Source organism: Enterococcus sp. C50 (genome assembly GCF_040887505.1).
Classification (GTDB): domain Bacteria; phylum Bacillota; class Bacilli; order Lactobacillales; family Enterococcaceae; genus Enterococcus_B; species Enterococcus_B thailandicus.
The window spans coordinates 1-16,209 of the sequence record NZ_JBFOFW010000005.1 but is presented as its reverse complement, the minus strand read 5'-3'; the positions used below and the strand labels follow the sequence as shown (position 1 = coordinate 16,209).

Below are 16,209 nucleotides of genomic sequence, written 5' to 3'. Positions count from 1 at the left end.
AACTAATGAAAAAAGCGTATCGAGTAAAAAAAGAACGAGAGTTTCAAGCCGTCTTTAAAACAGGGGCTTCCTTTGCTAACCGTAAGTTTGTTGTTTACCGATTAGATAAAAAAGACCAACCTCATTTTAGAGTAGGACTTTCAGTAGGTAAAAAAGTTGGAAATGCAGTCTCCCGCAATGATGTAAAAAGAAAGATTCGTGCAGCGATTTATTCTTTTAAAGATGAAATCGATCCAGAATTAGACTTTATTGTAATTGCAAGACCAAGTGTTAAAGGACTGACTTACGATGAGATTCGCTCAAATTTAGTCCATGTCTTAAAGCTTGCAAAAATAATCGATAGAGAGGTAACGAGTACGTGAAGAAATACAAACGTTTACTTTTGATGGCTGGCATAATTAGTTTAGTTGTCATCTTGTCTGGTTGTGGAACTGGAGAAGTGAGTGCACAAAGTACAGGAATTTGGGATCGATACATTGTTTATAATTTTGCTCAAGCGATTAAAGGCTTATCATTTGGGAATGCTGGAATCGGGATTATCCTATTTACATTAGTGATTCGGGTAATTTTATTACCATTAATGCATTTTCAAACAAAAAGTATGCGCAAAACACAAGAAGTTCAACCGAAATTAAAAGAGCTACAACAGAAATATTCTTCTAAAGATCCTGAGACTCAAAGCAAATTGAGAGAAGAACAACAACGGCTTTACGCTGAAAATGGTGTAAATCCATACGCTGGATGTCTTCCTTTGTTGGTACAAATGCCAATCTTGATGGCATTATGGCAATCAATTTCTCGTGTACCAGAATTAAAACAGGGACATTTTCTTTGGCTTAATTTAGGTGAAGCAGATCCAACATTTATTTTGCCAATTTTAGCTGCAATTTTTACTTTTGCAAGTACTTACTTATCTAGTATGAGTCAAATTGAGTCAAACCCAACAACAAAAATTATGAGTTTTGCTATGCCAGTGATGATTTTAGTTATGGGTGTTAACTTAGCAAGTGGTCTTTCATTATACTGGGTAGTTTCAAATGCCTTTCAAGTTGTTCAGACATTGTTGATTAATAATCCGTTTAAGATCCGTAAAGAACGTGAAGAAGTAGCAATGAAGATTCGTGAAAAAGAAAAAGCGTTGAAAAAAGCCACAAGTCCTAAGAAAAAACGTAAAAAATAAGGGAGGTAATGCTAATGCCGATTTATAAAGCTGCAACAGTAGATGAAGCTATTCAAAATGGTTTGAATCAATTAGGTTTGACTAAAGATCAAGTTGAACTTGAGATACTTGACGAAGGAAAAAAAGGTTTCCTTGGAATGGGCCGTAAAGATGCTCAAGTGTCTATTGAGCCCTCTGTTAGTGAAACTATTTCAGAAGTAGTGGAAGAAACAGTTGAAGACGTTCTAGAAGAAACTCCTGTAGAAATCACAGTGATTGATGAATTTGAAGTAGAGTCAGAAGAAAGTTCAGTAGAACAAGAATTAAGTGACTTGGATGATGAAGCAGCTTTAACGGAATTGGCACTTTATCTTACTGAAATTTCTAAACATTTGGACGCGCCTGCTCTGGTAAAAATGGAGAGAGAAGCAAGCTTAGTTGTTTTTCACTTAGAAACACAAAAACAAGGAATTCTAATTGGTAAACATGGGAAGACACTGAATGCTTTGCAGTATTTAGCACAAGTATTTATCCATCGGGTGGCTACAAACAAATTATCAATTGTTGTTAATGTAGGAAACTACCGTGAAAAGCGCCAAGAAATTATTCAGCGTTTAGCTGAGCGAACAGCTGATAAAGTCATTCGTACAGGTCAGCCAGTATTTTTAGAACCAATGCCGGCTTTTGAGCGAAAACAAATTCATGCAGCACTAAGTAAAAATGACGGAGTAAAAACACACTCTGAAGGTGAAGAACCTTATCGATATTTAGTTGTTGAGCCAGCAAAAAGATTCTATTAAAGTGAAATAAAAATCAAAAAGGAAATGTCAGAAGTCAGTTGACTTGTGACATTTCCTTTTTTGTTTCTATATATAGAAGATAATAAAAAAAAGAACACTAAAATAATTTTTTTATGGCTAAATGGTGTGAAGAAATAAAATCAGATTGACAAAATTTTTTAAACCAAGTATATTTTACTAGAAATCATTCTTATCGAAGTATACGATCGTAGTAGTCTAACTTTGATAAAAAGAAGTACAAGGCATTTGCTTTGTACTTTTTTGCTTAAAAATAAGGTTAGAGACTAGTCAATCAAAAGAACTTGATTCATTTTTAGAAATGTGATAGTCTATGACAAGAATTTAATCAAGAACAAGCAGTCAAAGTGCTAAGTTCACCTTTTTACGTAAAGGGTGGAGTGGGCGCTTTTTTTGTGCGTAAAATTAAAGGAGAAGTGAAAAAATGGCTGAAATTACTTTGGAGTTTGACACAATCGCAGCAATCTCAACGCCACCAGGTGAAGGTGCAATTAGTATTGTACGCTTGAGTGGTGACCATGCAGTTCAAATTGCCAATAAAGTTTATCGTAGTGGAACAAAAACTTTACTCGAAGTACCTAGCCACACGATTCATTATGGTCATATAGCTGATCCAAAAGATAATCATCTAGTGGATGAAGTGATGGTCTCAGTAATGTTAGCACCGAAAACTTTTACTCGTGAAGATGTGGTTGAAATTAATTGTCATGGTGGGATTGTTGTAGTCAATCAGGTACTTCAGCTTTTACTTAGAGAGGGTGCGCGTCTAGCGGAGCCAGGAGAATTTACAAAGCGTGCATTTTTAAATGGACGGGTGGATTTGTCACAAGCAGAAGCTGTCATGGATTTAATTCGTGCAAAAACAGATAAGGCAATGGACCTAGCAATTAATCAATTAGATGGAAATCTTTCTTCATTAATTCGTGCATTGCGCCAAGAAATTTTAGAAACGTTAGCACAAGTTGAAGTCAATATTGATTATCCAGAATATGATGATGTTGAAGAAATGACAACTAAATTATTACTTGAAAAAGCGCAAATGGTTCATCAAAAAATTGAAGAGCTATTGGCAACTTCAAAACAAGGAAAAGTTTTACGAGAAGGGCTAAGCACAGCAATTATTGGACGCCCTAACGTAGGGAAATCAAGTTTGCTAAATCATTTATTGCGAGAAGAAAAAGCAATTGTAACTGATATTGCCGGAACGACACGTGATGTGATTGAAGAATATGTCAATGTTCGGGGAGTACCTTTGAAATTGATTGATACAGCTGGAATTCGTGAGACGGATGATGTTGTAGAACGAATTGGTGTAGAAAGAAGTAGAAAAGCTTTGTCTGAATCTGATTTGATTTTATTAGTTTTAAATCAAAGTGAAGCTCTAACAGCAGAAGATGAACAATTATTAGAAGCAACCAGTGGATTAAAGAGAATCATTCTTTTAAATAAAACTGATCTACCCGCAAAAATTGAACTAGATAAACTAGCAACATTTATTAATCATGAACCTGTTTTTCCAGTTTCAGTCACAAACAATGATGGTTTGGATCAATTAGAACTTGCTATTACTGAACTGTTTTTCGGTGGGAAAACAGGCGAGAAAGATGCAACTTATGTTTCAAATACGCGACATATCGCATTATTAGAAAAAGCAGCTATTTCATTAGATGAAGTGGTCACAGGAATAGAGGCTGGTATGCCTGTTGATTTAGTTCAAATCGATATGACACGTTGTTGGGACTATCTTGGAGAAGTAGTTGGAGATAGTGTCCAAGATGAATTGATAACACAGTTATTTAGTCAATTTTGTTTAGGAAAATAGAGGAGGAACATCTTTTGAATCAATATCAAGCAGAGTCGTATGATGTCATCGTTGTTGGAGCAGGGCATGCTGGATCTGAAGCAGCGTTAGCCTCGGCTAGACTAGGATCGAAAACATTGCTATTAACAATTAATTTGGATATGGTTGCATTTATGCCTTGTAATCCATCAGTAGGCGGACCAGCTAAAGGAGTGGTTGTTCGTGAGATTGATGCTTTAGGCGGAGAAATGGGAAAAAATATTGACAAAACGTACATTCAAATGAGAATGTTGAATACCGGAAAAGGACCTGCAGTTCGTGCTTTGCGCGCACAAGCTGACAAGCATGCCTATGCCTCAGAAATGAAACATACCATTGAAAAAGAACCTAATTTGACGCTACGACAAGGAATTGTTGAAGAAATAATTGTTGAAGATGGTGTTTGTCGTGGCGTCGTTACCTCTACAGGCGCACGTTATAGCGCGAAAGCTGTTGTTATCACAGCTGGAACAGCTCTTCGTGGTGAAATTATTATTGGTGAATTAAAATATTCATCAGGTCCAAATAACTCACAGCCATCAGTAGGTTTAGCCAATAATCTAAAGGAATTAGGGTTTAAGATTGAACGATTTAAAACAGGAACACCACCACGTGTAAAATCAAGTACAATTGATTATTCAGTCACAGAAGAACAACCTGGTGATGAAAAACCTAATCATTTTAGTTTTAGCACACCTGATAGTGCATATAAAATTGATCAAGAGCCTTGTTGGTTAACTTACACTGGTGAATCAACGCATCAAATTATTCGTGACAATTTACATCGTGCACCGATGTTTACTGGAATTGTTGAAGGTGTGGGCGCACGTTACTGCCCTTCAATTGAAGATAAAATTGTTCGCTTTGCTGATAAACCACGTCACCAATTGTTTTTAGAGCCAGAAGGATTAAATACAGAAGAAGTATACGTCCAAGGGCTATCCACATCGTTACCAGAAGATGTTCAAGTAGATGTATTGCATTCAATTGCTGGTTTGGAAAAAGTGGAAATGATGCGTACGGGATATGCCATTGAGTATGATGTCATTGAGCCACATCAATTACGTCCAACACTTGAAACAAAAGTAATTGAAAACTTGTATACAGCTGGTCAAACAAACGGAACAAGTGGGTATGAGGAAGCGGCAGGTCAAGGTCTGATTGCTGGAATCAATGCATCATTAAAAGTCCAAGAAAAAGATCCTTTCGTAATTAAACGTAGTGATGGCTATATTGGTGTGATGATTGATGATTTGGTGACAAAAGGAACAAATGAACCTTATCGTTTACTTACTTCTCGTGCCGAGTATCGTTTGATTTTACGACATGACAATGCAGATTTACGTTTGACTGAAATGGGTCATCAAATTGGATTAGTAAAAGAAGAACAATATGATTCTTACCTATCGAAGAAAGTAGCGGTTGAGCAAGAAATCAAACGATTAATGAGCATTCGAATTAAGCCAACAGAGGAAGTCCAAGCTTTCTTGAGTAGCATTGAAGCAGCACCATTAAAAGATGGTGTCTTGGCAAGTGATTTCTTGAAACGTCCAGAGATTTCTTACGCAGATTTGTTAAAATTTATTCCAGAAAATGATGCACTGACACATAAAGAAATTGAACAAGTTGAAATTCAAATTAAATATGAAGGTTACATCAAAAAAGCCATGGAAAAAGTTGAAAAATTAAAACGTATGGAAGCTAAAAAAATTCCAGAAAATATCGACTACGCAGCAATCAATGGTTTAGCTACAGAAGCAAAACAAAAATTGCAAAAAATTCAACCTGAAACGATTGCGCAAGCGAGTCGAATTAGTGGTGTAAATCCTGCCGATTTGAGTATTCTGATGGTGTATATCGAACAAGGGAAGATTGCGAAAGTTAACGCATCTGCCCAATAAATTTTTAAAATAAAAAGAGAACTTGAGCTGTAATAATTTATATACTTGCTCGAGTTCTTTTTTGTTCGTTTTTTAGTGCGAATTTTTTTAAGATTGTCCAAGGAAGCATTGCAAGAAAAAGAAAATTGCGTTAAAGTAGGAGAAGATTCTGTGAAACAATTTCTGTTTCACAATGAAAGGACTAATTATGACACCAGAAGAATTTCGCCAAGCATTAGCAGAAAAACAAATTCATTTATCTGATCATCAGATGGAGCAATTTGCCACGTATTTTAAAACACTAGTTGAGTGGAATGAAAAAATGAATTTAACAGCTATTACAGATGAAAATGAAGTGTATTTGAAACATTTTTATGATTCGCTGACACTGGCTTTTGAAGTTGACTTTACCGAGAAGCTTTCTTTGTGTGATGTTGGATCAGGCGCAGGCTTTCCAAGTATTCCATTAAAAATTGTTTTTCCAGAGCTACAAATTACAATTGTTGACTCATTAAATAAACGAATTACTTTCTTAACAGAATTAACTAACTTATTAGGTATTAGTGCTTCTTTATACCATGATCGCGCAGAAACATTTGGGCAAAACATAGAATTTCGTGAATCTTTTGACTTAGTTACTGCAAGGGCTGTTGCTAGATTAAACGTATTGGCAGAATTATGTATGCCACTAGTCAAGTTAGGTGGTCATTTTTATGCATTAAAAGCTGCTAAAAGTGAAGAAGAATTGACTGAAGCAAAACATGCAATTGCTATCTTGGGTGGTAAATTTATCAAGGAGACAGCAGTTGATCTGCCAAAAATTTCGGATCAACGTCATATTCTTACTATAGAAAAGAAAAAAGTCACACCAAAAAAATATCCAAGAAAACCTGGATTGCCTAATAAGCAACCCATTAAGTAGGAGGAGAAGAGATGGCACAAATTATATCTGTTGCAAACCAAAAAGGTGGAGTTGGTAAAACGACAACTACAGTTAATCTAGGTGCTTGTCTTGCTAGCCTAGGAAAAAAAGTACTCTTAGTTGATATGGATGCGCAAGGAAATGCTACTAGCGGTGTGGGTGTCCGAAAACCGGATGTTAAGCAAGATATTTACGATGTATTGGTGAATGAATTGCCAATTGCAGAAGCAACGATTGTAACAGAACATGAAAATTTAAATATCGTGCCTGCTACTCTCCAATTAGCTGGAGCAGAAATTGAATTAACTTCTATGATGGCTAGAGAATCTCGATTAAAAGGTTCTTTAGCAGAAGTAAAGAATCAATATGATTATATTTTGATTGATTGCCCGCCTTCTTTAGGCCACTTAACAATCAATTCGTTTACTGCTAGTGATGCAATTTTAATACCTGTCCAGTGTGAGTATTATGCTTTAGAAGGCTTAAGCCAATTACTTAATACCGTTCGTTTAGTACAAAAACATTTTAACCCCGACTTAGAAATTGCTGGCGTTTTATTAACGATGTATGATGCAAGAACGAACCTTGGGACAGAAGTTGTTGAAGAAGTTCGTAAGTATTTCCGTGAAAAAGTCTATGATACGATTATTCCAAGAAATGTTCGTTTATCAGAAGCACCAAGTCATGGTCTACCAATTATTGACTACGATCCACGTTCTCGAGGAGCAGAAGTTTATCAAGCATTGGCAAAGGAAGTGGTTGATCGTGAAGAAAAATAAAGGCCTAGGTCGAGGAATCAACGCGCTATTTCAAGATTTAGAAAATTTAGAAAGTGTTGATGTAAAAGACGAAGCAGTTATTCAATTACCTTTGAACGAGCTACGTCCTAATCCTTATCAACCACGAAAAACGTTTGAAGAAGTATCTCTACAGGAGCTAGCTAATTCAATTGAACAATCGGGTGTGTTTCAACCAATTATTGTTAGAAGATCTACGGTAAAAGGGTATGAAATTATCGCTGGTGAGCGACGTTTTCGTGCTTCAAAATTAGCTGAAAAAGAAACAATTCCAGCAATTGTACGAGAATTCAATGAAGAAGCAATGATGCAGGTTGCTGTTTTAGAAAACTTGCAACGAGAAGATTTAAATCCTTTAGAAGAAGCAGAAGCTTACGAAATGCTGATGAAAAATTTGAATTTGACACAAGCAGAAGTAGCCAGCCGTTTAGGGAAAAGTCGTCCTTACATTGCGAACTACTTACGATTGTTGTCTTTACCAGATCTAGTGAAGGAAATGGTTCAAGATCACCGTTTATCAATGGGACAAGCTAGAACCTTATTAGGTCTAAAAAATAAAGATCTTATTTTGAAATTAGCTAATCGTGTAGTATCTGAAAACTTAACTGTTCGTCAATTAGAACAAACAGTGTCTGAATTAAATCAAAATGATGGGAAAGAAAAGAAAAAAATCCCACGTTTGGCAAAAGAAAAACCTTATTACATTCGTGAAAGCGAAGATCGTTTGATGGATAAATTTGGTACGAGTGTTGCGATTCAAGAAAAAGATGGCAAAGGAAAAATTGAAATTGAGTATCTTTCACAAAACGATTTAACAAGAATTCTTGATATTCTTAACATTCAATTTGATGAAGAGTAGAAACAGGAGGCTATTTTATGTATGATTTAGGCGATATTGTTGAAATGAAAAAACCTCATGCTTGTCAAACAAATCGTTGGGAAATCATTCGTATGGGAGCAGACATCAAAATTAAATGTGTGAACTGTGGCCATATCGTGATGATGACACGTCGCGATTTTGAAAAAAAACTAAAAAAAATACTTGAAAAAAAGGCAAAGAAAGAGTGAATTAATTTATGGCATTGACTGCTGGAATCGTTGGCTTGCCCAACGTAGGAAAATCAACTTTATTTAATGCAATTACAAAAGCTGGAGCGGAAGCAGCGAACTATCCTTTTGCAACAATTGATCCAAACATTGGAATGGTTGAAGTACCAGACTGGCGTTTACAACGCTTAACAGAACTTGTACAACCGAAAAAAACTGTACCAACGACATTTGAATTTACTGATATTGCCGGTATCGTTAAGGGCGCAAGTAAAGGTGAAGGATTAGGAAATAAATTTTTAAGCCATATTCGCCAAGTAGATGCAATTTGTCATGTTGTTCGTTGTTTTGATGACGATAACATCACCCATGTTGAAGGTCGTGTAGATCCTTTAGGCGACATTGATACAATCAACTTAGAGTTGGTTTTAGCTGATTTGGAATCAATTACTAAACGTTATACACGTGTGGCTAAAGTAGCAAAAACAAAAGACAAAGAAGCTGTGGCAGAGTTAGCTGTGTTGGATAAAATCAAACCAGTTTTAGAAGAAGGCCGTTCTGCCCGTTCAATCGAATTTACGGAAGAAGAACAAAAAATCGTTAAGAGTCTATTTTTACTGACAACTAAACCTATTTTATATGTGGCGAACGTATCAGAAGATGATGTTGCTGATGCAGAATCAAATCATTATGTTCAAGAAGTGCGCAATTTTGCAGCAGAAGAAAATGCTGAAGTTATCGTAGTTTGTGCCCGAGCAGAAGAAGAAATTGCTGAACTAGATGAAGAAGACAAAGCAGAATTTTTAGAAGCTTTAGGAATTGAAGAATCTGGTTTAGATCAATTGATTCGTGCAGCCTACGGATTACTTGGATTAGCAACTTATTTCACAGCAGGTGAGCAAGAAGTGCGTGCTTGGACTTTCAGAAAAGGAATCAAGGCACCACAAGCAGCTGGAATTATCCATACGGACTTTGAACGTGGCTTTATTCGTGCAGAAACAGTTTCATTCGATGATTTGAATAAATATGGAAATATGCATGCAGCTAAAGAAGCTGGACGTGTTCGTTTAGAAGGTAAAGAGTACATTGTACAAGATGGAGACGTTATGTTGTTCCGTTTTAATGTATAAAAGGGCTATCATAGTTTGCTAAAAATATGTTAAAATATTTTTTGTGACGACCGTTAAGCAAACTAACGGCTAAGGAGGACTACTAGATCATGGAACCAGAGCAATTACGTGAAATGGTGAAAGAAAATAATAATTTAGAAACACAATTAACGAAGCGAAACCAACAGTATATTTTTGATTTGAAAAAATCTTTAGAAGCAGCAAACTTATCTGAGGCAGAGAAAGTTAATGCGCTTCATGATATGTTACCTGTCTTGGTGAAAGAACAAAAAGGCGGCAAAACTGCACGTCAGCTTTTTGGAACAGTTTCTGAGCGAACAGAATCAATTATTAGTAAGCCAGTAGCACCTAAAAAATCTTCTACACCAGTTTTGATGTGGTTAGATAATACATTATTGTTATTAGGTTTATTGAGTATCATGATTGCAATTACAGGTTTCTTTTCACGTGAAACAGCTCCAGCTTATGGAATCTCAACACTTCTGTTTGGATCAGCTATCGGTGGTTGGGTATTTTATATGATGTATAAATATATTTATCAGTATGAATATCCAGGTGCAGATAGAAGCAAGAAACCAGGAATGTTAAAAACATTATTGATTTTAGGTGGTTCAACACTTGTGTGGGTAATCGCATTCTCAGCGACAACGTTACTTCCACCAGTTCTTAACCCAGTGTTAAATCCAATTGTAGTAATTGTGATTGGTGCAGCAGCATTAGCACTACGTTACTACTTGAAGAAAAAATATGAAATCGTGGGCAGTCTATCTGTTCCAAGAAGATAATTAGCAAGCAACGTACGAAATTATTCGTGCGTTGTTTTTTTTATATTTTCTTTCGTAACAATGAGAATAATCAAAATAAAATCTTTGTTTTATGAGAAATAAAGCAGCAGTTGCTTCTTAGTTATTGACTTAAAGGATAAAATCGCTTATTTTAATAGATAAACTAAATTAGAGGAGTGGTACTAACAATGTCCAACTGGGAAACAAAGTTCACGAAAAAAGGTTTTACTTTTGATGATGTCTTATTGATACCAGCAGAAAGTCACGTGTTACCAAACGAAGTGGATATGAGCATACAACTAGCAAAAAACATTAAGTTAAATATTCCAATTATGAGCGCAAGCATGGATACAGTAACTGATAGTAAGATGGCAATTGCGATGGCTCGTCAGGGTGGTCTAGGTGTTATTCATAAGAACATGACAATTGACCAACAAGCAGAAGAAGTTCGCAAAGTAAAACGTTCAGAAAGTGGCGTCATCATTGACCCATTCTTTTTAACACCACAACATCTAGTTGCTGATGCTGAAGAATTAATGAGTAAATATCGAATTAGTGGTGTTCCAATTGTTGAAACTTTGGAAAATAGAAAATTAGTAGGAATCATTACTAACCGTGATATGCGTTTCGTAACAGATTATCATATTCCGATTGACGATGTGATGACAAAGGATAACTTAGTTGTTGCCCCAGAAGGAACTTCTCTAAAAGATGCAGAGAAAATTTTACAAAAACACAAAATTGAGAAATTACCAATCGTCGATGAAGATGGTCGTTTAAGTGGCTTGATTACTATCAAAGATATTGAAAAAGTCATCGAATTTCCTAATGCTGCGAAAGATGAACATGGTCGTTTATTAGTTGCTGCTGCTGTAGGCGTAACAAGCGATACTTTTGAACGTGCTGATGCATTGTTAACTGCTGGTGTAGATGCAATCATTATTGATACAGCTCATGGACACAGTGCAGGTGTAATTCGCAAGATTAAAGAAATTCGTGAAACTTTCCCAGCAGCAACACTGATTGCTGGAAATGTAGCAACTGCTGAAGCAACGAAAGCACTTTATGATGTTGGTGTTGATGTTGTTAAAGTTGGTATTGGACCTGGTTCGATTTGTACAACCCGTGTTGTTGCAGGTGTCGGTGTTCCTCAATTGACAGCAATTTATGATGCAGCTTCTGTTGCGCGTCAGTATGGTAAAACAATTATTGCCGATGGCGGAATCAAATATTCAGGTGACATTGTTAAAGCACTAGCTGCTGGAGGACATGCAGTTATGTTAGGTAGTATGCTAGCCGGAACAGATGAATCACCAGGTGAATTCGAAATTTTCCAAGGTCGTCGTTTCAAAACATATCGTGGAATGGGCTCATTAGGTGCGATGGAAAAAGGATCAAAAGATCGTTATTTCCAAGGAAGTATCAATGAAGCAAATAAATTAGTTCCCGAAGGTATTGAAGGACGTGTAGCTTATAAAGGAAGCGTAGCAGATATTATCTTCCAAATGATTGGTGGATTAAAATCTGGAATGGGCTATGTCGGAGCTGCAAACTTACAACAACTACGAGATGATGCACAATTCATCCAAATGAGTGGCAGTGGACTAAAAGAATCACATCCACATGATGTTCAAATCACTAAAGAAGCACCAAACTACTCAGTTGAATCATAAATAAAAGAAAAACTTCCACCAAAATCATAATTGATTTTGGTGGAAGTTTTTTGTTTTAGAAAGTAAATTTAGTTGATTACTCTTAAATTACCCATATATGGCACTAAAGCTTCAGGAATAGTTACTGAGCCATCTTCATTTTGGTAGTTTTCTAAGATAGCTGCAACTGTACGGCCAACAGCTAAACCAGATCCATTCAATGTATGAGTGTAATGAATTTTTCCATCTTCATCACGGTAGCGAATCATTGCTCGACGTGCTTGGAAATCTTCACAGTTTGAACATGAACTAATTTCACGGAAAGTATCTTGCGCGGGAATCCAAACCTCTAAATCATACGTTTTAGCAGCAGAGAAGCCCATGTCACCTGTTGACAAAGCAACGACACGATAAGGTAAGTTTAATTTTTGCAAAATATCTTCAGCATCATTAGTCATTTTTTCTAGTTCTTCATAAGAATGTTCAGCATCAGAAAATTTAACCATTTCAACTTTGTTAAATTGGTGCAAACGAATCAGACCACGAGTATCTCTACCAGCACTACCAGCTTCTGAACGGAAAGCAGGGCTAAGAGCGGTAAAGCGAATTGGTAAATCTTTTCCATCTAAAATTTCGTCATTATAATAGTTGGTTAAAGGAACCTCTGCAGTAGGAATCAATGTTAAATCGGTATTTTCTAATTGGAACACATCTTCTTTAAATTTTGGAAATTGACCTGTCCCGAACATTGCACGACTGTTAACAATGTAAGGAGTAATCATTTCAGTATAACCATGTTCATAAATATGTTGATCAAGCATAAAATTATACACGGCGCGTTCTAGGCGTGCACCTAATCCTTTATAATAAACAAAACGGCTTCCTGAAACTTTTGCGCCACGTTCAAAATCTAAAATATCAAGATTTTCTGCGATTTCCCAGTGTGGTTTAGGTTCAAAAGAAAAGTTTCGGGGATTGCTCCAACGACGAACTTCTACGTTATCGTCTTCATCTTTTCCAATTGGTACTGAGTCATTAGGCAAGTTTGGTAAAGTAGTAGCAATCTGAGTAAGTTTTTCATCAACATCAGCAATTTCTGTATCTAAGGCTTTGATGTTGCCACCAACTTCTTTCATTTCTGAAATTTTTGCAGAAGCATCTTCTTTATTACGTTTTAGTTGTGCAATTTCTGCAGAAACATCATTTCGATATTTTTTTAATTCTTCACTTTTTACAAGCAAATTACGACGACTTTCATCTAATTCCATAAATTCAGCCAAAGTTTCTTTTTTTACGCCACGTGTCATTAATTTTTCTTGGACTGAGTCAAAGTTCTGACGCATCATTTTTACATCTAACATTAATTAATTCCTCCTTTATAAATAAAAAAAACTATTCCTTCCCAAAAATCTTGGGACGAAATAGTTTTGTATTCGCGGTACCACCCGAGTTCAGCTTTAATTGCTGCTCTTGTTTACAGATAACGGCTGTTAACCGGCTTTTCTTATTTCAAAAAGCACACATCATAGAACTGGAACTTCCAAATTATTTTTTGCTGATTTGCAGCGACCATCAGCTCTCTGTTAAAAAATAAAGTGTACTGGGTTCTGTGTTTAGTATTCACTAATTGACTTAAGAATATCGAAAAATGAGATATTCGTCAACTGATTATTTTTCATCTTGAGGAAGTTTACTATTTTTTTTCAAAGGTAGGTGCATAATAAATGAAGTCCAACTTTGATCTGATTTTGCATAAATGTACCCACCGTGTAATGCAACAATACTTTGAGCAATTGCTAGCCCAAGTCCTGTTCCGCCAGTTGCTTGTGATCGAGATTCTTCCACACGATAAAAACGATCAAATAAATTATCAAGAGATTGTTTTGGAATCATTGCCCCATTATTTTTAACGACTGCTACAACTTCTGTTCCGACACGTTCGACTTCAATGATAATATTTGTAGCTCCTTTACCGTACTTCAGGGCATTTGTAATTAAATTATTAAAGACGCGGACCAATTTTTCTGTATCCCCATCCATAATCAGAGAAGACTCTTTAGATTGAACAAGTATTTGAATATTTTTTTTTGCAGCTTCTAACTCAAAGTCAGCAGCAAGCTGCTCGATTAATTGAATCAAATCAAATGCTGAAAAGTTAACAGGCACTGCTGGCTGTCGCACTTTTGTATATTCAAAAAGGTCTTCAACTAAGGATTTCATTTGTTTTGCCTTTACATAAGCAGTATGTGTGTACTTCAAAAGATCTTCTTGAGAATGATATTGTCCATCTTCAATCAGACCTAAGTAACCAATAATGGATGTTAAGGGTGTACGAATGTCATGGCTCACATTTGTAATCAGTTCGTCTTTTGATTTTTCAATTTTTCGCTCATCCTCAATAGCAGCAACCGTACTATCTACTAAGCCATTGATACTAGTAACAACTCTACTAAGATCACCACTAAGTTCAAAAGGGATTCGATGATCATAATTACCATTAGCAATGAAATGTAGCTCACTGATAATGTGACGTAATTGCATTTGTCGATAGCGCCGAATTAAGCGCCAATATAAAACTGCTACATCTAATAGTAAGAAAAGCGGAATAATAAAATTCCTACCATTCCAAAAAAGATCAGAGCCAAGTCGCTGGGCAAAAATATTTTTTGAGTCCCAAATTGCATTTGTGAGAGAAGGAGAGCTGTTGATGACAGAACTAATTACTACTAAAATAGCGACATTTAATAGAAGTAAAAGAATAACTGTGATAATTCCTTCTGCTAAAAGTTCACTGATTTCTTTGGAAGTTAAAATGATACGCCGTCGTTTCTCTTTTCCCACGCTCTTATCTTGCGTCAATTTTATATCCAACCCCCCAAACAGTTTGAATTACTTTTTCTCCACCTGTAGCTTCTTCAATCTTATCTCGTAAATGGCTCACGTGAACCATAACTGTTTTTGCTGAGACAATACTTTCTTGTTTCCAAACACGTTCAAAAATTTCATCCGCACTAAAGACACGATTTGGGTGACTAGCTAAAAGATATAAAATGCCAAATTCTAAAGCAGTTAATTGGATTTCTTTCCCGTCAATTGTTTTTACTTCATGGGAGTCTTTGTTGATTATTAATGAATTTACTTCTAATACATCCGGTTGTTCAGCAGTTATTTGCATTTTTGTACGACGTAATAAAGATTTTACACGCGCCATAACTTCCAATGGATTAAATGGTTTGGTTACGTAGTCATCTGCACCAGCAACTAACCCTTTGATTTTATCCATATCAGTTGTTTTTGCTGTTAACATAATAATTGGAATTTGAGATTCTTTTCGTAATTCTTTTACAACTTGCATACCATCCATTTCGGGCATCATGATATCTAAAATAAGCAATTCAATATCGGGAATAGTTCTAATTTTTGATAGTGCCTCTTTTCCGTCATAAGCTTTTACTGCCTCGTAACCTTCATTGTGTACATAGATACTTAATAACTCTACAATTTCTTTGTCGTCATCTGCAATTAAAATTTTCATATAATGAATCCTCCAGAATAAGTGTGTTTACCATTATTCTAGCAAAAAAAAGCAGAAATAGATAAAAGCAACACTTTGTTAACAAAAAATTTAGAAGAAATCACTGTAAATCAAACATAATAGAAAAAAACTGAACAATTATTTCAGATATAATATGAAATTAAGTGAAAATAGTGTAAAAAACGAATGATTTTAAAGCAGAATTAAATAATGATCGAACTTGTTATAAATGTTGTTAAAACAGTATTTTTATTATTGACTTTAGAATTTTAAGTTGGTATATTATTATTTGTTCAACAAGAGCAATTAAAATTTTGTTGATTAGTCGTTAAATAAGTTGTTGACATGTCCATTATGGCATGATAAGATAACTAAGTTGTTTAAAAAGAACTGCTTATGAAGCTTGACTTCATCAAGAAAAACTTCAAAAAAGTTCTTGACAAATAACAAGCGATGCGATATTATAAATGAGTTGCTGAAAGATTTCTCAAACGAAATCAAAAAAACTTTTTTAAAAAAGAGTTGACATTCGAACATCACTCTGATATGATATAAAAGTTGCTACGGCAATTCAAGTAGACCTTTGAAAACTGAACAAAGTAAGACAAACCAAATGTGTAGGGCGTCTTGATTCAATTCAAGAT

General features: G+C 35.5%; 15 protein-coding genes and 1 other annotated feature. Of the genes, 12 read left to right on the top strand and 3 right to left on the bottom strand.

Translation table 11 applies throughout. From position 1 onward, the window contains the following. Positions 1–5: 5 nt before the first annotated feature. The 12 genes from rnpA (at position 6) to guaB (ending at position 12,051) form a co-directional block, all read left to right on the top strand. Positions 6–362, top strand: a complete 357-nt coding sequence (gene rnpA, locus AB3I20_RS07595; RefSeq protein WP_067483666.1) for a ribonuclease P protein component — start codon at positions 6–8, stop codon at positions 360–362. After that, on the top strand, positions 359–1,180 hold the full coding sequence (locus AB3I20_RS07590) for a YidC/Oxa1 family membrane protein insertase (RefSeq protein ID WP_067483668.1): 822 nt from the start codon (positions 359–361) through the stop codon (positions 1,178–1,180). The genes rnpA and AB3I20_RS07590 overlap by 4 nt, the downstream gene beginning before the upstream one ends. Before the next feature lie 14 nt (positions 1,181–1,194). Continuing rightward, positions 1,195–1,959 carry an RNA-binding cell elongation regulator Jag/EloR gene (gene jag / locus AB3I20_RS07585; RefSeq protein WP_067483670.1) on the top strand — a complete coding sequence of 255 codons (765 nt, stop codon included), beginning with the start codon at positions 1,195–1,197 and terminating at the stop codon, positions 1,957–1,959. A 442-nt stretch (positions 1,960–2,401) separates the two neighbouring features. Next, positions 2,402–3,799, top strand: a complete 1,398-nt coding sequence (gene mnmE, locus AB3I20_RS07580) for a tRNA uridine-5-carboxymethylaminomethyl(34) synthesis GTPase MnmE (RefSeq protein ID WP_067483672.1) — start codon at positions 2,402–2,404, stop codon at positions 3,797–3,799. A gap of 14 nt (positions 3,800–3,813) precedes the next feature. Beyond that, complete coding sequence (gene mnmG / locus AB3I20_RS07575) at positions 3,814–5,718, top strand: tRNA uridine-5-carboxymethylaminomethyl(34) synthesis enzyme MnmG (RefSeq protein WP_368027147.1); 1,905 nt, start codon at positions 3,814–3,816, stop codon at positions 5,716–5,718. Between the two features lie 187 nt (positions 5,719–5,905). Then, positions 5,906–6,619, top strand: a complete 714-nt coding sequence (gene rsmG, locus AB3I20_RS07570) for a 16S rRNA (guanine(527)-N(7))-methyltransferase RsmG (protein WP_075491813.1) — start codon at positions 5,906–5,908, stop codon at positions 6,617–6,619. An 11-nt stretch (positions 6,620–6,630) separates the two neighbouring features. Further along, positions 6,631–7,398 (top strand): ParA family protein, encoded by a 768-nt coding sequence (locus AB3I20_RS07565; RefSeq protein ID WP_067483676.1) that lies wholly within the window; start codon positions 6,631–6,633, stop codon positions 7,396–7,398. After that, positions 7,385–8,275, top strand: coding sequence for a ParB/RepB/Spo0J family partition protein (locus tag AB3I20_RS07560; RefSeq protein WP_067483678.1), 891 nt, complete (start codon positions 7,385–7,387; stop codon positions 8,273–8,275). Before AB3I20_RS07565 ends, AB3I20_RS07560 begins: the two co-directional genes overlap by 14 nt. A 17-nt stretch (positions 8,276–8,292) precedes the next feature. Continuing rightward, complete coding sequence (locus AB3I20_RS07555; protein ID WP_067483680.1) at positions 8,293–8,484, top strand: DUF951 domain-containing protein; 192 nt, start codon at positions 8,293–8,295, stop codon at positions 8,482–8,484. 8 nt (positions 8,485–8,492) lie between these two features. Continuing rightward, a complete protein-coding gene (gene ychF, locus AB3I20_RS07550) occupies positions 8,493–9,593 on the top strand; it encodes a redox-regulated ATPase YchF (protein ID WP_067483682.1) in 1,101 nt (366 codons plus the stop codon). 89 nt (positions 9,594–9,682) lie between these two features. Then, complete coding sequence (locus AB3I20_RS07545; RefSeq protein ID WP_218658012.1) at positions 9,683–10,378, top strand: DUF1129 domain-containing protein; 696 nt, start codon at positions 9,683–9,685, stop codon at positions 10,376–10,378. 188 nt (positions 10,379–10,566) lie between these two features. Then, a complete protein-coding gene (gene guaB / locus AB3I20_RS07540; protein ID WP_067483686.1) occupies positions 10,567–12,051 on the top strand; it encodes an IMP dehydrogenase in 1,485 nt (494 codons plus the stop codon). Between the two features lie 68 nt (positions 12,052–12,119). Here the strand turns inward: guaB and serS are convergent, their stop codons facing one another. The 3 genes from serS to AB3I20_RS07525 form a co-directional block, all read right to left on the bottom strand. Continuing rightward, positions 12,120–13,391, bottom strand: a complete 1,272-nt coding sequence (gene serS, locus AB3I20_RS07535; protein WP_067483688.1) for a serine--tRNA ligase — start codon at positions 13,389–13,391, stop codon at positions 12,120–12,122. 48 nt (positions 13,392–13,439) lie between these two features. Then, positions 13,440–13,654, bottom strand: a binding site (T-box leader). A gap of 44 nt (positions 13,655–13,698) precedes the next feature. Next, the gene (locus AB3I20_RS07530; protein WP_067483690.1) at positions 13,699–14,889 is read right to left on the bottom strand and encodes a cell wall metabolism sensor histidine kinase WalK; all 1,191 of its coding nucleotides are present in this window, start codon (positions 14,887–14,889) and stop codon (positions 13,699–13,701) included. Continuing rightward, positions 14,876–15,565 (bottom strand): response regulator transcription factor, encoded by a 690-nt coding sequence (locus AB3I20_RS07525; protein WP_067483692.1) that lies wholly within the window; start codon positions 15,563–15,565, stop codon positions 14,876–14,878. Before AB3I20_RS07525 ends, AB3I20_RS07530 begins: the two co-directional genes overlap by 14 nt. Positions 15,566–16,209: the final 644 nt, after the last annotated feature.

Bases quoted from the DNA above. Each gene is read 5' to 3' on its own strand.
- rnpA (WP_067483666.1), top strand. From the start codon at position 6: ATGAAAAAAGCGTATCGAGTAAAAAAAGAACGAGAGTTTCAAGCCGTC.
- jag (WP_067483670.1), top strand. From the start codon at position 1,195: ATGCCGATTTATAAAGCTGCAACAGTAGATGAAGCTATTCAAAATGGT.
- mnmE (WP_067483672.1), top strand. From the start codon at position 2,402: ATGGCTGAAATTACTTTGGAGTTTGACACAATCGCAGCAATCTCAACG.
- rsmG (WP_075491813.1), top strand. From the start codon at position 5,906: ATGACACCAGAAGAATTTCGCCAAGCATTAGCAGAAAAACAAATTCAT.
- AB3I20_RS07565 (WP_067483676.1), top strand. From the start codon at position 6,631: ATGGCACAAATTATATCTGTTGCAAACCAAAAAGGTGGAGTTGGTAAA.
- AB3I20_RS07555 (WP_067483680.1), top strand. From the start codon at position 8,293: ATGTATGATTTAGGCGATATTGTTGAAATGAAAAAACCTCATGCTTGT.
- ychF (WP_067483682.1), top strand. From the start codon at position 8,493: ATGGCATTGACTGCTGGAATCGTTGGCTTGCCCAACGTAGGAAAATCA.
- AB3I20_RS07545 (WP_218658012.1), top strand. From the start codon at position 9,683: ATGGAACCAGAGCAATTACGTGAAATGGTGAAAGAAAATAATAATTTA.
- guaB (WP_067483686.1), top strand. From the start codon at position 10,567: ATGTCCAACTGGGAAACAAAGTTCACGAAAAAAGGTTTTACTTTTGAT.
- serS (WP_067483688.1), bottom strand. From the start codon at position 13,391: ATGTTAGATGTAAAAATGATGCGTCAGAACTTTGACTCAGTCCAAGAA.
- AB3I20_RS07525 (WP_067483692.1), bottom strand. From the start codon at position 15,565: ATGAAAATTTTAATTGCAGATGACGACAAAGAAATTGTAGAGTTATTA.